The sequence below is a fragment of the Pseudomonas purpurea genome (genome assembly GCF_039908635.1).
Classification (GTDB): Bacteria; Pseudomonadota; Gammaproteobacteria; order Pseudomonadales; family Pseudomonadaceae; genus Aquipseudomonas; species Aquipseudomonas purpurea.
The window spans coordinates 166,031-182,699 of record NZ_CP150918.1; the positions used below are offsets into that span (position 1 = coordinate 166,031).

The window sequence follows — 16,669 nt, forward strand, 5'->3', positions numbered from 1 at the left end:
CGCAGGGAGAAGGCTCATGCTGAACAACAATGCGAATGCCTCGGATGGCTTGGTGGTGCGCCCGTCGCGAGACACTGACGGGCCGTTTCTGCAATGCCTCTATCGTTCGGCACGCAGTGATCTGCAATGGATCGATGGCGAACAGGAGCAGGTCGAACAGGTTATCGCACAGCAGTTTCAGGTACAGGAAACGGGCGCGGGCGAGAACTTTCCCAATGCCATGCACTATGTGATCGAAAAGCTCGGCACCGCGATTGGCGCCTTGAGCACCGACTTCGGACCCAACGAGATCCGGGTGTTGTACCTGGCGTTCATCCCCGCTGCTCGCGGCCTGGGGTATGGCCGCACGGTACTCAAAGGCGTGCAAAAAGCCGCCGAGCAGATCCGCTGCCCGGTAGCGACGGTGGTCTGGGCCAGTAATCCTCATGCTCGCCAGCATTACCTGGCACTGGGTTTCCAGGTTGAAGAGCAAAACCCGGCGGCCGAGCGGCTGGTCTGGTATCCGGGGCCGTGTTGATGGCGGTGAGGTGCTGGCGAGGGCGTAGAAACCCTCGCCACGGCGCGTGCTTGACGGGTTTCAAGCGCGGTCGTTTCAGTTGAAGGCGATAAAGAAATAACCCAGCGTCGGGTCGCGGCCCATGGCCGGAATCCGCGACACGAAGACACCCTTCAAACAGCCGAATCCGGGCAGTTCCAACTCGCATAAACCATCGACAAAGGAAGTTGGCGCCAGGCTGTTCAACTCGACGCTGAAAGGCATGCGCGTACTGTTCGGCATACGTGCCTGCGGCGTGTCCTTGATGGATTCGATCTGGATCGGCATGACGCTGCCGTCCGGCAGAGACAGGCTGCAGGGTTTGCCCAGCAGGGGCTGGAAATGCTCACTTTTAACCAGTTGCAGCATGGCGCGACTCCGGGCCAGGGAAGGAGCCGGGGGCCAGGCCCCCGGCTGGAACTTCAGTTACGTGAAGGGAACAACCCGTTCAGGGCCATGCTGAAGTTGATCACCAGGAAGGGGTTCATCACCTCAAGCGGCAACCCGGTGCCGGTGGCGGACACCGTGCCGGTGATGGCGGTACTGACACCCTGCAACGGCACCGGCGTGGTGCCCTGCTGGTCGGAATAGACCGTGGCAGTGCCCGGGCCTCCGCCGGAGGTGCCGATGAATGAGTTGGTCGCCGTCGGGACACTGAGCGGGTTGCTGGCAGGGTTGGCCAGTTTCACCGTGGTGGTGGCGCTCAGGCCTGCGAGGGTGTGGGTGTGGTTGGGCAGGTTGTTGAGGGTGGGGACGACGCTCTCGGTGCCTGAAAACTGGCCGATGACACGGGGCGTCAGGCCCAGCCCGTTACCCTGGCCGACGGGAAACCGTCCTTGCAGGTTCGGCAACTGGAAGCTGGTGGTGCCATTGCCGCCGTAGTAAGTCCCGAGCAGTGCAAACACCGTTTGGTACTGTGAGATAGGCAGTATCTGGCCATTACAGGTCGACCAGCCGCTGGGAGAGAAGTTGAACGCAAAAGCCTGAATGGTGCCGATGAAAACTTCCATAGATCGTCATCCTTCTGATTATGGTAGGGCGCTTTCTTGGGTGCGCTTCAGGCGCTGGAGAGGCCGTGTCGATACAGCCGATTCCATTCACTGCAGGGGCCGGTCACGCAGTGCTGAGCGTAGACGCTGATGAGGCGTGTTGCCGGGTGTCGGCAGTTTCTGCGCCGAGCGGTGCACAGCGCGCGGGCCGTTGAGGGTTGTCCTACAGTTACCGGGTGACTCAGGGGGCCAGTGGACAGTATGTCGAGCCGACGTGTGATAGAGGCGGGTAAACCGGCCGGGGCGTTCCCGGTGCTGCGGCAGGTGTCGGCTGCCCGACAGGTGTGGCGGTGGGTCGGGGGGTACGGGTTCCTGTCGATTATGGTCGTGGCCACCGTCGTGCGTTTTTATGACCTCACGGCCGCCGCCATCTGGGGAGATGAAGGCTCCAGCCTGTTGATGAGCCAGTATTCATTGGCCGGTATCTGGTTTCATGCCGCCCATGATGTACACCCGCCCCTGTATTTCATGATCCTGCATGGCTGGATCGAGCTGTTTGGCGACGGCATCTTTTCGATCCGCTGCCTGAGCGCAGTGCCCGGCATCGCGACCGTGGCGCTCGGCGTCTGGCTCACGCGGTTGATCGCCAGTCGCCGGGCGGCGCTGCTGGCCGGGTTGCTGCTCGCACTGTTGCCCACGGCGGTGCGTTACAGCCAGGAAGTGCGGATGTATTCGCTGCTGGGCCTGTGGCTGCTTGGCGCGACCCTTGCCTTGGTGTACTGGATCAAATACCCGAACCGCACGCGTTACCTGCTGGGCTACGTGCTGTTGATGACCGCGGCGTTTTACACCCACTACTTCACCGCGCTGTGCGTGCTCGCCCATTGGTCCTATTTGCTGGTGCTGCGTTGGCAGCCGACCAGCCCGATGCGTTACGTCAACCGCCCGGCCTGGTGGCTGGCGAACGCGGCGATTGTGTTGCTTTACCTGCCCTGGGTGCCGGGCCTGGTGGACCTGGTGCGCCATGTCGACGAGCTCAAGGCCAATGGCGATGTGGGCTGGGAGCTGCCGGTAACCTTCGACGCGCTGCCTTCGATGATCTGGTCGTTCCTGCTGCAGGACGACGGTGAAGCCCTGCCCTGGCCAGTCTTTGCCGCATTGCCGCTGTTGCTGCTGGGCGTCGTGGGCTGGGCGGTGGTGACGGATCGCAGCCATTACCGCTGGAGCACATTGCTGGCGATCTATGCCGTGTTGCCGCTGCTGACGGTGTTTGGCGTGTCATTCATCTCGCCGGTCTTCATCGAGCGATACCTGACCGCGTACGCCGTGGCGTTGCCGTTGCTCATCGCGCTGGCCTGCGCGCGTTTGTACCGGCATGTCCGGTGGCTGGCGTTGACAGTGCTGGTGCTGTTTGGCGGGGTCGAGCTGGCAGGGTTGAACAACAACAGCACCGTCGATGTGAAGGATCAGGTGAACGTCATGGTCGATTACGTCAACCAGCATTACGTGCCGGGTGACCGGATCGTCATCAGTGACCTGCTGTGGTACTTGAGTTACGTCTATTACAACCGTACCGATGCCCAGCCGCTGCTCTACACCCCACCTTCGGCCGAAGGCGGGTCCAGCCGTCCGAACGCGTACGGTTTCGGCACGCTGGTGGAGGCGCAGGCGCCAGAGATTTACCTCGACAGCCTGACGACCCTGGCCCGTGGCACCGGGCGAGTCTGGTTGATCAGCACGTATGACCAGCCGGATGAGTTTGCACCGTTGCCAGCCGGTTGGCAGGTCCTCGGTGAAACCGCAGCAGGCAATGCCCGGGCACGGCTGTTTTTGATGGGCAAGGCCAGGCCGAACGCGTCTTGAGTGCGCCATCGGTTTCAGGTCGATTTATCGCCGCTGTGCAACGCCTTCACACTTAAACGCTTCACCCCGCGTGGCTGCTCGCGCGGTGAGTTTTTGAGCACACTTTTGTTGGGGTCTTGCTCCGATTTGATATCAAAACACCACTAGTTGATTGCGATTTATGGTCTACGCTCTGCCACAAAAGGACTGACATTTAGGGTGAAGGGATGCAGCAGTTCCACTTTATCTCCGGCTTGCCGCGCTCAGGCTCGACCCTGCTTTCTGCCATTTTGTTGCAGAACCCGCGCTTTCATGCCGGCATGAGCAGCCCCGTCGGTGCCCTGTTCAGCGGAGTCCTCGAACAATGCAGCGCCGGCAGCGAGTTCGGTGCCGTGATCGACACCCCGCTGCGACGCCGTTTGTTGCGGGGCCTGTTTGATTCGTTCTACGCCGACAAGGCCGACAAACCGGTCGTCTTCGACACCAATCGCCAATGGTGCTCACGGCTCCCCGCGCTCAACGATCTGTTTCCCCAAGCCAAGGTCATTGCCTGTGTGCGCAATGTCGCCTGGGTCATGGACAGCCTTGAGCGGCTCTACCGCGCCAACCCCTTTGAAAACACCAAGCTGTTTGGCGATGCGGTGGAGCGCAACACGGTCTACAGCCGTTGCGAAACCCTGGCGCAGCGCAACCGGTTGGTGGGGTTCGCCTGGGCCGCACTCAAGGAAGCCTATTACGGCGAACACGCCGATTCACTGTTGATTGTCGACTACGACCTGCTGAGCCAGGCGCCAGAGCGGGTCATTCGGCTGGTTTACGATTTCATCGGCGAACCCTGGTTTGAGCATGATTTCAACAACCTGGCCTACGATGCGCCGGCGTTCGATCAGGCGCTTGGGGTCGCGGGTCTGCACAAGGTCAAACCCAGGGTCCGCCTGGAGTCGCGGCGCACCATTCTGCCGCCGGACCTGTTCGCGCAATACGCAGAACTGTCTTTCTGGCTCGATGGCTCTGCCAGCGCTGCCAATGTCATTCGTATGAAAGCCGACGCCGCGATCAGTTGATCGCGGCGTTTTCATTGACGCGGTATGAACGTTCGAATCCGGGTGAGCAACATGTGGTGGAGCAAAGGCAAGTCGCGGGTCACGGAGGGCGCACGCGTCCTGGCATCGCCATTGATCGTCTCCCTGGAGCCACGCATGTTGTTCGACGGCGCGGTGGCGGCGACGGTTGCCGACACAGCCCAGGCCGATAGCCATACCAGCGCTGAAGCGGCGAAAGCCCCGACGGCCGATCACCCGGCGGCCAGCAAGGACACCACCCACAGCCAGGCTGATGCACCGTCGACGCCGGCACCTGCTGCCGTGCCGGGCCAGAGCGTGGTGTTCGTCGATGGCCGGGTCAAGGACGCCGACAGCCTGCTCAAAGGCGTGGCCCCGGGCACTCAGGTGGTCCGGCTCGACGCGAGCAAGGACGGTTTGCAGCAGATCGCCGATTACCTGGGGCAACATCAGGGCATCAGCTCGGTGCAAATTGTTGCCCACGGCAATGCCGGCGACCTGTGGCTGGGAGACAGTTACCTGTCGGCCGACAACGTTGCGGCCCGCAGTGCGGTGCTGGCCGAGATCGGCAAGGGGATGAACGTCGGCGGCGATATTCTGATCTACGGCTGCTACACCGCCGAGGGCGAGCGGGGCCTGAACTTCGTCGACACGCTGGCGCAGTTGACCGGACGTGATGTTGCGGCGTCGACCAACCGCACCGGTGTGGGCGGCGACTGGGACCTGGAAATCGCCACGGGCAATATCGAAAGTGCCAACGTGCTGTCACGCCAGGCCATGAGCGAGTATCAATGGGGCCTGGCCACCTGGACCACCACCAACAACGCCAACACCGGCGTGGGTTCGTTGCGCGCCGCGATTGCTTCGGCGCAGAACGGCGACATCGTCACCTTCAGCAGCAGCATGACCGTGCAGCTCACCTCCGAGTTGCTGGTCAACAAGAACATCACCATCGACGGTGACCTGAACAATGATGGCGTGGCGGATGTGACCCTGGATGGTCAATACAAGACCCGGGTGATCGAGATCGCCTCGGGGAAAACCGTGACCCTCGACGGGCTGGTGATTACCCGAGGCCTGGTCTCGGGAACGGGTGGCAACGGTGGCTATGGCTCGGCCGGGGCCATGGCCGGCGGGATTTTCAACGCCGGGATCCTGACCCTGAACAACGTCAGCGTAACGTCCAACGCCGCCTCGGGCGGCGGTGGCGGCGGTGGTGTCACGGGCGCTTTCTATGGCGGCGGTGGCGGCGGTGGCGGCGGGCTGGGCGGCCAGGGCGGTGGTCACGGCGGTACGGCGGGGCCAGGCACCGGCACCTTGGGCGGTCAGGCGGGCAGTGGCGGCGTGGGTGGCTACGGCGGCGGTTACGACGCCACGCACATGGGCGGTCGCGGCGGCACCAGCACCGGTGGTTTGGGTGGCATCGGGGTTTCCTATTACAGCAACGGCGGTAGTGGTGCGACGGCCACCAACGGCACGATTTCCATCGGTGGCGGCGGTGGCGGCGCCGGTTGGGACAAGGTGGGCGGTGCAGGCGGCAACGCGGCTGGCGGGATCTACAACGCCTCGACCGGTACCATGACCATCATCGGCACTTCGAACATCACCAACAACATCGGTGCCGGTGGCGGCGGGGGTGGCGGTGGTGGCTTTGGCAGCAACGCCAGCAACGGCGGGATCGGCGGCCGGGGTGTCGGCGCAATCTGGAACAAAGGTACGTTGCTGATCACGGCAGCCAACTTCGCGGCCATCGCCGGCAACGCGGCCGGCAGCGGTGCCGGCGGTGCGGCGCTGGGCGGTGGCACGACGGGCACCTCACCGACCGCGGTGGCGGCGATCTACAACGACGGCGGTGTCCTGAATACCGCGTACTCACCACCGGCCACCGTGACCATCGTGATGGCGGACACCGCGCTGAAAATCGGCGAAACCTCACTGGTCACCTTCACATTCTCTGAAGCCGTCAGCGGTTTCACCAACGCCGACCTGACGATTGCCAACGGCACGCTGACGGCAGTCACCAGCAGCGACGGCGGGATCACCTGGACGGCGACGTTTACGCCGAGCAGTAGTATCACTGACGCGACCAACCTGATCACCCTGGACAACACCGGAGTCCTGAACGGCCTCGGCACCCCGGGTGTCGGCACCACGGATTCCAACAACTACGCGATCGATACCGTACGGCCGACCGCGAGCATCGTGTTCACGGACACCTCGCTGAAAATCGGCGAAACCTCGTTGGTCACCTTCACATTCTCTGAAGCCGTGAGCGGTTTCACCAACGCGGACCTGACTATCGCCAACGGTACGTTGAGCGCGGTGAGCAGCAGCGACGGCGGCATTACCTGGACGGGCACTTTCACACCGAGCGCGAGCATCACCGACGCGACCAACCTGATCACCCTGGACAACACCGGTGTGGCCGACCTGGCCGGCAACGCGGGCAGCGGCACCACCGACTCCAACAACTACGCCATCGACACCACGCGTCCGACCGCCACGATTGTGCTGGCCGACCCGACGCTGACCGCTGGCGAAACCTCGCTGGTGACCATCACCTTCAGTGAAGCCGTGAGTGGTTTCACCAACGCCGACCTGACGATTGCCAACGGTACGCTGAGCGCGGTGAGCAGCAGCGATGGCGGGATCACCTGGACCGCGACCTTCACCCCGACCGCGGGGGTTTTCGACACCACCAACCTGATCACCCTGGCCAATAGCGGTGTCAGCGACCTGGCGGGTAACGCCGGCAGCGGCACCACCGATTCGGGCAACTACGTAGTCAACACGGCGCGGCCAACCGCGACCATTGTGGTCGCCGACAACGCCCTGAAAATCGGTGAAACCTCGCTGGTGACCATCACCTTCAACGAGGCCGTGAGCGGTTTCACCAACGCCGACCTGACGATTGCCAACGGCACACTGACGGCAGTCACCAGCAGCGACGGCGGGATCACCTGGACCGCGACGTTTACGCCGAGCAGTAGTATCACTGACGCGACCAACCTGATCACCCTGGACAACACCGGCGTCCAGGCCGTCAGCTCGGGCAACGTCGGTAGCGGCACTACCGACTCCAACAACTACGCGGTCGACACCGTGCGGCCAACCGCGACCATCGTATTCGCGGACACCTCGCTGAAAATCGGCGAAACCTCGTTGGTCACCTTCACATTCTCTGAAGCCGTGAGCGGTTTCACCAACGCGGACCTGACCATCGCCAACGGTACGTTGAGCGCAGTCAGTTCCAGTGATGGCGGCATTACCTGGACGGGCACTTTCACACCGAGCGCGAGCATCACCGACGCGACCAACCTGATCACCCTGGACAACACCGGTGTGGCCGACCTGGCCGGCAACGCGGGCAGCGGCACCACCGACTCCAACAACTACGCCATCGATACCACGCGTCCGACCGCCACGATTGTGCTGGCCGACCCGACGCTGAGTGCAGGCGAAACCTCGCTGGTGACCATCACCTTCAGTGAAGCCGTGAGCGGTTTCACCAACGCGGACCTGAGCATCGCCAACGGCACCCTGAGCGCGGTGAGCAGCAGCGATGGCGGGATCACCTGGACCGCGACCTTCACCCCGACCGCGGGGGTTTTCGACACCACCAACCTGATCACCCTGGCCAATAGCGGTGTCAGCGACCTGGCGGGCAATGCCGGCAGCGGCACCACCGACTCGGGCAACTACGTGGTCAACACGGCGCGGCCGACCGCGACCATCGTGGTCGCCGACAACGCCCTGAAAATCGGCGAAACCTCGCTGGTGACCATCACCTTCAACGAGGCCGTGAGCGGCTTTACCAACGCCGACCTGACGATTGCCAACGGCACGCTGACGGCAGTCACCAGCAGCGACGGTGGCATCACCTGGACCGCAACCTTTACCCCGAGCGCCAGCATTACCGACGCGACTAACCTGATCACCCTGGACAACACCGGAATCCAGGCTGTCAGCTCGGGCAACGTCGGCAGCGGCACTACCGACTCCAATAACTACGCGGTCGACACCGTGCGGCCAACCGCGACCGTTGTGATCGCGGATTCGACACTGGCCATTGGTCAGACCTCGCTGGTGACCATCACCTTCAGTGAGGCCGTGACCGGTTTCACCAACGCCGACCTGACGATTGCCAACGGTACGTTGAGCGCGGTCAGCTCCAGCGATGGCGGCATTACCTGGACGGCGACGTTTACGCCGAGCGCCAGCATCACCGACGCGACCAACCTGATCACCCTGGACAACACCGGCGTGACCGACCTGGCGGGCAACGCGGGCAGCGGCACCACCGACTCCAACAACTACGTCATCGACACCGCACGTCCGACCGCCACGATTGTGCTGGCCGACCCGACGCTGAGCGCAGGCGAAACCTCGCTGGTGACCATCACCTTCAGCGAGGCGGTGAGCAGTTTCACCAACGCTGACCTGAACGTGCCCAACGGTACGTTGAGCGCGGTGAGCTCCAGCGACGGCGGGATTACCTGGACCGCGACCTTCACCCCGACCGCGGGGGTTTTCGACGCCACCAACCTGATCACCCTGAACAACAGCGGCGTGGCGGACCTGGCCGGTAACGCCGGTACAGGCATCACCAATTCGAGCAACTTCACCATCGACACCGTGCGGCCGACCGCGACCATCGTGGTCGCCGACAACGCCCTGAGAATCGGCGAAACCTCGCTGGTGACCATCACCTTCAACGAGGCCGTGAGCGGTTTCACCAACGCCGACCTGACGATTGCCAACGGTACGCTGAGCGCGGTGAGCAGCAGCGATGGCGGTATCACCTGGACCGCAACCTTTACCCCGAGCGCCAGCATTACCGATGCGACCAACCTGATTACTCTGGACAACACCGGAATCCAGGCTGTCAGCTCGGGCAACGTCGGCAGCGGCACTACCGACTCCAACAACTACGCGGTCGACACCGTGCGGCCAACCGCGACCGTTGTGATCGCGGATTCGACACTGGCCATTGGTCAGACCTCGCTGGTGACCATCACCTTCAGTGAGGCCGTGACCGGTTTCACCAACGCCGACCTGACGATTGCCAACGGTACGTTGAGCGCGGTCAGCTCCAGCGATGGCGGGATTACCTGGACCGCCACGTTCTCGGCTGCCAACGGCATCACCGACGCGACCAACCTGATCACCCTGGACAACACCGGCGTGACCGACCTGGCGGGCAACGCGGGCAGCGGCACCACCGACTCCAACAACTATGCCGTCGACACCCAGCGTCCGACCGCTACGATTGTGTTGGCCGACCCGACGCTGAGCGCAGGCGAGACCTCGCTGGTGACCATCACCTTCAGCGAGGCGGTGAGCAGTTTCACCAACGCTGACCTGAACGTGCCCAACGGTACCTTGAGCGCGGTCAGCTCCAGCGACGGCGGGATTACCTGGACCGCCACGTTTACGCCCACCACCGGCATTCACGACACCACCAACTTCATCACCCTGAACAACAGCGGCGTGGCGGACCTGGCCGGTAACGCCGGTACAGGCATCACCAATTCGAGCAACTTCACCATCGACACCGTGCGTCCGACCGCAACCATCGTGGTTGCCGACGCGGCACTCAAGGCTGGTGAAACCACAGTGGTGACCATTACTTTCAGTGAGGCGGTAACCGGCTTCAGCAATGCCGACCTGACGATTGCCAACGGTACGTTGACAGCGGTCAGCAGCAGCGATGGCGGTATCACCTGGACCGCGACCTTCACTCCGAGCACGAGCCTCACCGACGCGACCAACCTGATCACCCTGGACAACACCGGCGTGCAGAACGCTTCCGGGAACGTGGGCGCGGGGACCACCGATTCGAACAATTACGCCATCGACACGCAGCGCCCGACGGCAACCATTGTGGTGGCCAACCCGGCCCTGGGCATCGGCCAGACGTCGCTGGTGACCATCACCTTCAGCGAGGCCGTGAGCGGTTTCACCAACGCCGACCTGACCATCGACAACGCTACCTTGAGCAACGTCAGCAGCAGTGACGGCGGTATTACCTGGACCGCGACGCTGACCCCAATTGCGAGCATCACCGACACCTCCAATATCATTCAACTGAATAACACCGGGATCCAGGACTTGTCCGGCAACACCGGCAGCGGTACCACCGACTCCAACAACTACGCCATCGACAGCCAGCGCCCAACCGCCACGATTGTGCTGGCCGACCCGACGTTGAGCGCAGGCGAAACCTCGCTGGTGACCATCACATTCTCCGAAGCGGTCACCGATTTCGACAACAGCGACCTGAGCGTGCCCAACGGTACCTTGACCAACGTCAGCTCCAGCGACGGCGGAATTACCTGGACCGCCACCTTCACGCCCACCACCGGCATTCACGACACCACCAACTTCATCACCCTGAACAACAGCGGTGTGGCGGACCTGGCCGGTAACGCCGGTACAGGCATCACCAATTCGAGCAACTTCACCATCGACACCGTGCGTCCGACCGCAACCATCGTGGTTGCCGACGCGGCACTCAAGGCTGGTGAAACCACAGTGGTGACCATTACTTTCAGTGAGGCGGTAACCGGCTTCAGCAATGCCGACCTGACGATTGCCAACGGTACGTTGACAGCGGTCAGCAGCAGCGACGGCGGAATTACCTGGACCGCGACCTTCACTCCGAGCGCGAGCATTACCGACGCGACCAACCTGATCACCCTGGACAATACCGGTGTGCAAAACGCTTCCGGGAACGTGGGGGCGGGGACCACCGACTCGAACAACTACGCCATCGACACTGCCCGTCCTACGGCGACCATCGTCGTCGCCCATCCGCAGTTGGGCATTGGCCAGACTTCGCAGGTGACCATCACCTTCAGTGAGGCCGTCAGTGGTCTTGATGTCTCCGATTTCAGCGTGGCCAATGGCACGCTGTCCAATCTGCTGAGCAGTGACGGCGGCACGACCTGGACTGCGACCCTGACTCCGACCGCGAACATCAACGACACCACTAACCAGATCACCCTCGACACCGCCGGTGTGCTGGATGCGGCCGGCAACGCGGGCAGTACCGTTGCCCTGTCCAACAACTACGTGCTCGATGCCGACCGTCCGACCGCGACCATTGTCGTCGCCAAGTCGCTCGTGGGCATCGGCCAGACGTCGCTGGTGACCATCACCTTCACGGAGGCGGTGAGCGGTTTTGACGTGTCCGACCTGAGCGTGACCAACGGCACGCTGTCCAACCTGGCCAGCAGTGACGGTGGCAAGACCTGGACCGCGACCTTTACACCGACGCCGAACGTGACCGATCCCACCAACCTGATTGTGCTCGACAACAGCAATGTGACCGACCTCGCGGGCAATGCCGGGACGGGCCTGGGCATCTCCAACAACTATGCGCTGGACAGTGACCGCCCCACCGCGACCATCGTGATCGACAACCCGAACCTGGGTGTTGGCCAGACCTCGCAGGTGACCTTCACCTTCAGCGAGGCCGTGAAGAATTTCACGTTGTCCGACATCAGTGTGGCCAACGGCACGCTGTCCAACCTGGTCAGCAGCAACGGCGGCAAGATCTGGACCGCCACCCTGACCCCGGCAGCCAATACCAACGATGCGACCAACTTCATCGGGTTGGACACCAGCAATGTGGCCGATCGTGCCGGGAATACCGGAACGGGCGTCGCGATCTCCAACAACTTTGCAATCAACACCGTGCCTGCAGTGACACCACCGACAGCCGGGGTTTCGTTCGGCGATCCGCAGTTCCGCATCAACGACCCGGCACCGCCGCAAGACGTGCCGAATGTGCCGCTGCAACCGATTGTCTTCACGCCACCGACCGGCAACCTCGGCTCACCGCTGACCTTTGCGCCGCTGTTTGAACAGCGCGTGCTGGGCGATGGCATCCGTCCGCTGGGCGAGATCTTCATTAACCGAGGCGAATTGGCCCCCAGTTACCTCGCTCAAGTATTTGGCGGCAGCGAGAACGCGGGTGACGGCGCCCGTCACGGTTTCCTCGGCTTTGGCGGTGGCGATGGCGGGGTGTTCGGCAACAGCACGTTGTCGACGCTGTTCCATGAGGACGCCGCGTCCCAGGATGATTCGTTCAGCGTTTTTGAGCGTCCTTCAGTCAACGGCGGCGAAATTGCCCAGACCGCGCAAGGGGTGATCGGTGCGCCGACACTGGGTGAACAACTGCAACACCTGAAAAACACCGAGCAACGGCAAATCGACGTATTGGCCGCCGCTTTGCAACACGCCGGCATCAGCGAAATGCAGGCCTGACACACACCATAACCATGCGGTACCCAGGGGCGAAACAGGGATGAAGAAAAGTCAGAAGTTGTTCGGCGCCAGCCTCCTGGCGTTGATGGTCAGCGGATGCGCCGTCACCAGTGATCCGATTGAGCGCAGTGTCAGTGAGCAGCGTGGCAGAACCGATCTGCTGAATATGTACAAGGGGCAGGAGCCGCTCAGCGGCCCGCTGACCCTGCACCAGGCCATGGCTCGCGCCGTGAAGTACAACCTCGAAGGCCGGTTGAAGATCATGGAAGAGGCGCTGGCCAAGCGACAACTCGACCTCGCCAGTTTCGACATGCTGCCACGCATGGCGCTGGACGCCGGTTACGTGGGGCGTAACAACGTCAGCGCCTCCAGCAGCCAGAGCGTACGTACCGGCGCCCAGTCCCTGGAACCGTCCACTTCGCAGGACCGCGACCGTGACGTGGCGGACCTGACCATGGTCTGGAACGTACTCGACTTCGGCGTCAGCTACATCAGCGCCAAGCAGCAGGGCGACCAGCGCCTGATTGTGCAAGAGCGGCGGCGCAAGGTCATCAACACCATCGTTCAGGACGTACGTTCCGCCTATTGGCGCGCCGTGGCGGCCGAGCGCCTGCTCGGTCAGATCGACAGTCTCATGGCGCGGGTCGAGCAAGCCCAGAGCAACAGCCAGAGCATGAGCGACCAACGCATCGGCGACCCGATACAGGCCTTGAGTTACCAGCGCTCGCTGATCGAGGCTACCCGTCAGTTGCAGGAACAGCGCCGGGCGTTATCCCTGGCCAAGACCGAACTGGCGACCCTGATCAACCTGCCACTGGGCACCGACCTGAAACTGGCAACGCCGGACGACTACCCGATTCCCGAGCTGAAAGTCAGCCTCGCCGCGCTGGAACAGGAAGCCCTCACCAGCCGTCCGGAGCTGCGCGAGCAGGATTACCAGACGCGCATCAGCGCCGCCGAAACCCGCAAAGCCATGCTGCGTCTGCTGCCGGGCCTGGAATTCTCGGCAGGCGGGCATTACGACAGCAACTCGTTCCTGGTGGATTCGAGCTGGGCCGACTACGGCGTGAAAGTCACCTGGAACCTGTTCAACGTGATTTCCGCCCCGGCGGCCATCGACGTGGCCAAGGCCGGCGAAGAAGTCGCGGCAGCGCGGCGTCAGGCGATGTCGATCGCCATCCTGGCGCAGCTCTACGTGGCCAGGGCCAACTATCAAGAAGCCCTGCGCCAGTTCAAGACCAACCAACAACTGTCGGACATCGACGGGCAAATTGTCGGCCAGTTGCGCAACCGTCATGAGGCTGCGGGCATCGGTGAGCTGGACCTGATTCAGGGCGAGTTGAACAACCTGAAAGCCGATTTGCGCCGCGACCTGTCGTACGCCGATCTGCGTAACGCGTATGGGCAGATTTTCGCCAGCGCCGGGCTTGATCCGTTGCCGGATCAAGTGCAGTCGACGCAGGTACAGTCCATCGCCACGGCGCTGGCCAGTCGCGAGTCGGCGTGGGCGTCGGGCAACATCAGCGTGCCGGTGGCCCGTGTCCCTGCGCAGTAATCTGCTGGCGCCCACGGCCAGCATCAGCCGGGCACAACGCGAAGACCGTCAAGGTCATCGCGGGGCGGCCATCTTGCTGACCGGTTTGCCGGCAGCCGGCAAGTCGACCCTCGCCCAGGCGCTGCACGCCGTGTTGTTCGAGCGCGGTGTGCAAAGTCTGGTACTCGACGGCGACGGGCTGCGGGTCGGGCTTAATCGCGACCTGGGGTTTGCCGACCAGGATCGCCAGGAAAACATTCGCCGCGCCAGCGAGGTGGCGGCGTTGCTGGTGGAAAACGGGCAGATCGTGATTCTGGCGATGATTGCGCCGTTGGTTGAGTTGCGCGAAGTCTTCGCCCGGCGACTGGGTGAGGACTACCGCGAAGTCTGGTGCAGTGCCTCGCTCGACGTCTGCGAGCAGCGTGACCCCAAAGGTCATTACGCCCGTGCGCGCAGTGGTGAACTGCCGGGGTTTACCGGTGTGTCCGCCCCTTACGAGCCGCCCGCGTCAGCAGCGTTGGTACTCGACACCGGCAAGTTGTCGGTGGACGCCTGCCTCGACCGTTTACTGACTTGGCTCGGCGAATGCGCAGTGCTGCCGAAACGATGAGCCGGCCGGTATTTTCCCGACTGCCGGTGACGGTGCATCTGCCGTTGCTGTTGCAGGCGCTGGCGCAGATCAAACACAGCGACTGGCACAGCCATTTCAACAGCAACTACTTCAGTGGTGAATGGAGCGGCGTGGCGCTGATCAGTGCGGTCGATGCGCTGACGGAGCTGTCCCCCGGTCGCGGGGAGCCGCTGCGGCGGGCGCCGTGGCTGCTCGATGATCGCTGGCGCCAGGCGTTGCAGCATCTAACTCTGGACATCGTCTCGGCCCGGCTGCTGAAACTGGGGCCGGGCAGTCGCATTCACGAGCACCGCGACTACGACCTTGAAGGGGCCGAGGCCGATGTGCGGCTACACATTCCCTTGCTCAGCCCACCTGACGTCGATTTCATGCTCGACGGCTTACGCATTCCGATGAGTGCCGGCGAATGCTGGTTTCTCGACTTGTCGCGGCCCCACAGCGTCGACAATCGCGACCGCCGCGAGCGGGTGCACCTGGTGATCGATTGCCGACCCGGTGCCTGGCTGGAGCAGGCGATTATCGAGGGCGCGGCCACCACGCCGGAGCCGGGTGCTGGCCACGCGGCGCAAGCGCTGGCGCAGTTTCGACGCCTGCTGGAGCGCGATCCACAGCTGTGCCAGACCTTGCAAGGCGTGACCGACAGCGAAGCTTTTATCGCCACCACCCTGACGCTGGCCGCCGAGCGTGGCCTGGCGTTTTCCCGTGAAGAGCTGCGTGCCGCGATGCGCACTGGCCGGCGTCAGTGGAACGAACAATGGAGCGCCTGAACCTCGACGGCTGGCTGCCGATTCGCCTCTGGCAACAGGCCGGTGAGTGGTGGGTCGATTGGTGCTGGTTCGGTGATCAGCCGTTGCACCAGCCGTTTTTCCGCGACGCGGTGGAGGAGGCGCTGCGCCTGCCGTTCAATCAGGCCTTTCGCCGTCAAACACCGCTGCGGGTGTTGAGTGTCTGGCAGACGATCAGCCCAGGGTTGACGCCAAGCGCGTTCATTTTTCACGCTTCGCGCTGTGGCTCGACGCTGATCGGCCAGATGCTCGCGCAACTCGACAACCACATCGTCATCTCTGAACCGCCGCCGCTGGATGCCTTGCTGCGCAGTGGTTTGCCGGCTTTGGAACGTAACGCCGCCATTCGCGGCCTGTTCTCGGCGTACGGCCAGCGACGGCGAGGCATGGAGCAACGGTTGGTGATCAAACTGGACGCCTGGAACCTCGGTGAGCAGGCGTTGTTGCGCGAGTGTTTTCCTGACACACCCTGGTTGTTTGTTTACCGCGACCCATTGGAAATCGCTGTCTCGCATCTGCGCCGGCCGGGCATGCACATGGTGCCGGGGCTGATCGGCGCGAGCGTATTGGACGATGGGGCGGCGTTTGAAGGGCAAGAAGACTTCATCGCCCGACGCCTGGGCCGATTGCTGCACCTGGCGCTTGAACATTGCCGCGAATTTGCCGGTCTGGCAGTCAATTATCGTGAGTTGCCGGGCGCGATGGGCGAGCGCCTCGGGCAATTCTTCGAGTTGGACCGCGAGCAGCGGGCCCAGGTGTTCCGGGCCGTCAATCAGCACGCCAAGCAACCGAACGAAACGTTTGTGGCCGACGGCGAAGACAAGCAAGGAGAAGCCTCGGCGCTGCTCAGAGAACACGTCGAGTTCTGGACGCGTGGACCTTATGAAGCACTGGAACACTGGCGAACTGCTTCTTGTGGCGAGGGAGCTTGCTCCCGCTGGGCTGCGGAGCGGCCCTGAATCCGGCGACGGTATTTTTCCAGGCACACCGCATTGGCTGAATGGCGACGGCTTCGCCGCCG

Annotated in this window: 10 protein-coding genes; 8 read left to right on the forward strand and 2 right to left on the reverse strand. The window is 63.0% G+C overall.

The annotated features are described in order from the left end of the window. The first annotated feature begins 16 nt into the window (after nt 1-16). Complete coding sequence (locus AABM54_RS00750) at nt 17-517, forward strand: GNAT family N-acetyltransferase (RefSeq protein ID WP_347903101.1); 501 nt, start codon at nt 17-19, stop codon at nt 515-517. 75 nt (nt 518-592) lie between these two features. On the opposite strand, the gene AABM54_RS00755 is transcribed toward AABM54_RS00750, so the two are convergent. Together AABM54_RS00755 and AABM54_RS00760 are read right to left on the reverse strand one after the other, a co-directional pair. Continuing rightward, on the reverse strand, nt 593-904 hold the full coding sequence (locus tag AABM54_RS00755) for a hypothetical protein (protein ID WP_347903102.1): 312 nt from the start codon (nt 902-904) through the stop codon (nt 593-595). A 53-nt stretch (nt 905-957) separates the two neighbouring features. After that, nucleotides 958-1,545, reverse strand: coding sequence for a tail fiber protein (locus AABM54_RS00760; protein ID WP_347903103.1), 588 nt, complete (start codon nt 1,543-1,545; stop codon nt 958-960). Between the two features lie 240 nt (nt 1,546-1,785). Here AABM54_RS00760 and AABM54_RS00765 point away from each other — a divergent pair, with 240 nt between their 5' ends. From AABM54_RS00765 to AABM54_RS00795, 7 genes are all read left to right on the forward strand, one after another. Continuing rightward, complete coding sequence (locus AABM54_RS00765) at nt 1,786-3,387, forward strand: glycosyltransferase family 39 protein (RefSeq protein ID WP_347903104.1); 1,602 nt, start codon at nt 1,786-1,788, stop codon at nt 3,385-3,387. Between the two features lie 206 nt (nt 3,388-3,593). Further along, entirely contained in the window at nt 3,594-4,430 is an 837-nt protein-coding gene (locus tag AABM54_RS00770) for a sulfotransferase (protein ID WP_347903105.1), read from the forward strand. Between the two features lie 51 nt (nt 4,431-4,481). After that, on the forward strand, nt 4,482-12,698 hold the full coding sequence (locus tag AABM54_RS00775; RefSeq protein WP_347906108.1) for an Ig-like domain-containing protein: 8,217 nt from the start codon (nt 4,482-4,484) through the stop codon (nt 12,696-12,698). Nucleotides 12,699-12,738: 40 nt separating this feature from the next. Next, the gene (locus AABM54_RS00780) at nt 12,739-14,253 is read left to right on the forward strand and encodes a TolC family protein (RefSeq protein ID WP_347903107.1); all 1,515 of its coding nucleotides are present in this window, start codon (nt 12,739-12,741) and stop codon (nt 14,251-14,253) included. Continuing rightward, nucleotides 14,237-14,842: an adenylyl-sulfate kinase gene (cysC, locus tag AABM54_RS00785; protein WP_347903108.1), complete on the forward strand. Its 606-nt coding sequence runs from the start codon at nt 14,237-14,239 to the stop codon at nt 14,840-14,842. The genes AABM54_RS00780 and cysC overlap by 17 nt, the downstream gene beginning before the upstream one ends. After that, nucleotides 14,839-15,630, forward strand: coding sequence for an aspartyl/asparaginyl beta-hydroxylase domain-containing protein (locus tag AABM54_RS00790; protein ID WP_347906109.1), 792 nt, complete (start codon nt 14,839-14,841; stop codon nt 15,628-15,630). Before cysC ends, AABM54_RS00790 begins: the two co-directional genes overlap by 4 nt. Continuing rightward, entirely contained in the window at nt 15,618-16,607 is a 990-nt protein-coding gene (locus AABM54_RS00795; protein WP_347903109.1) for a sulfotransferase family protein, read from the forward strand. The genes AABM54_RS00790 and AABM54_RS00795 overlap by 13 nt, the downstream gene beginning before the upstream one ends. The last annotated feature ends 62 nt before the right edge of the window (nt 16,608-16,669 follow it).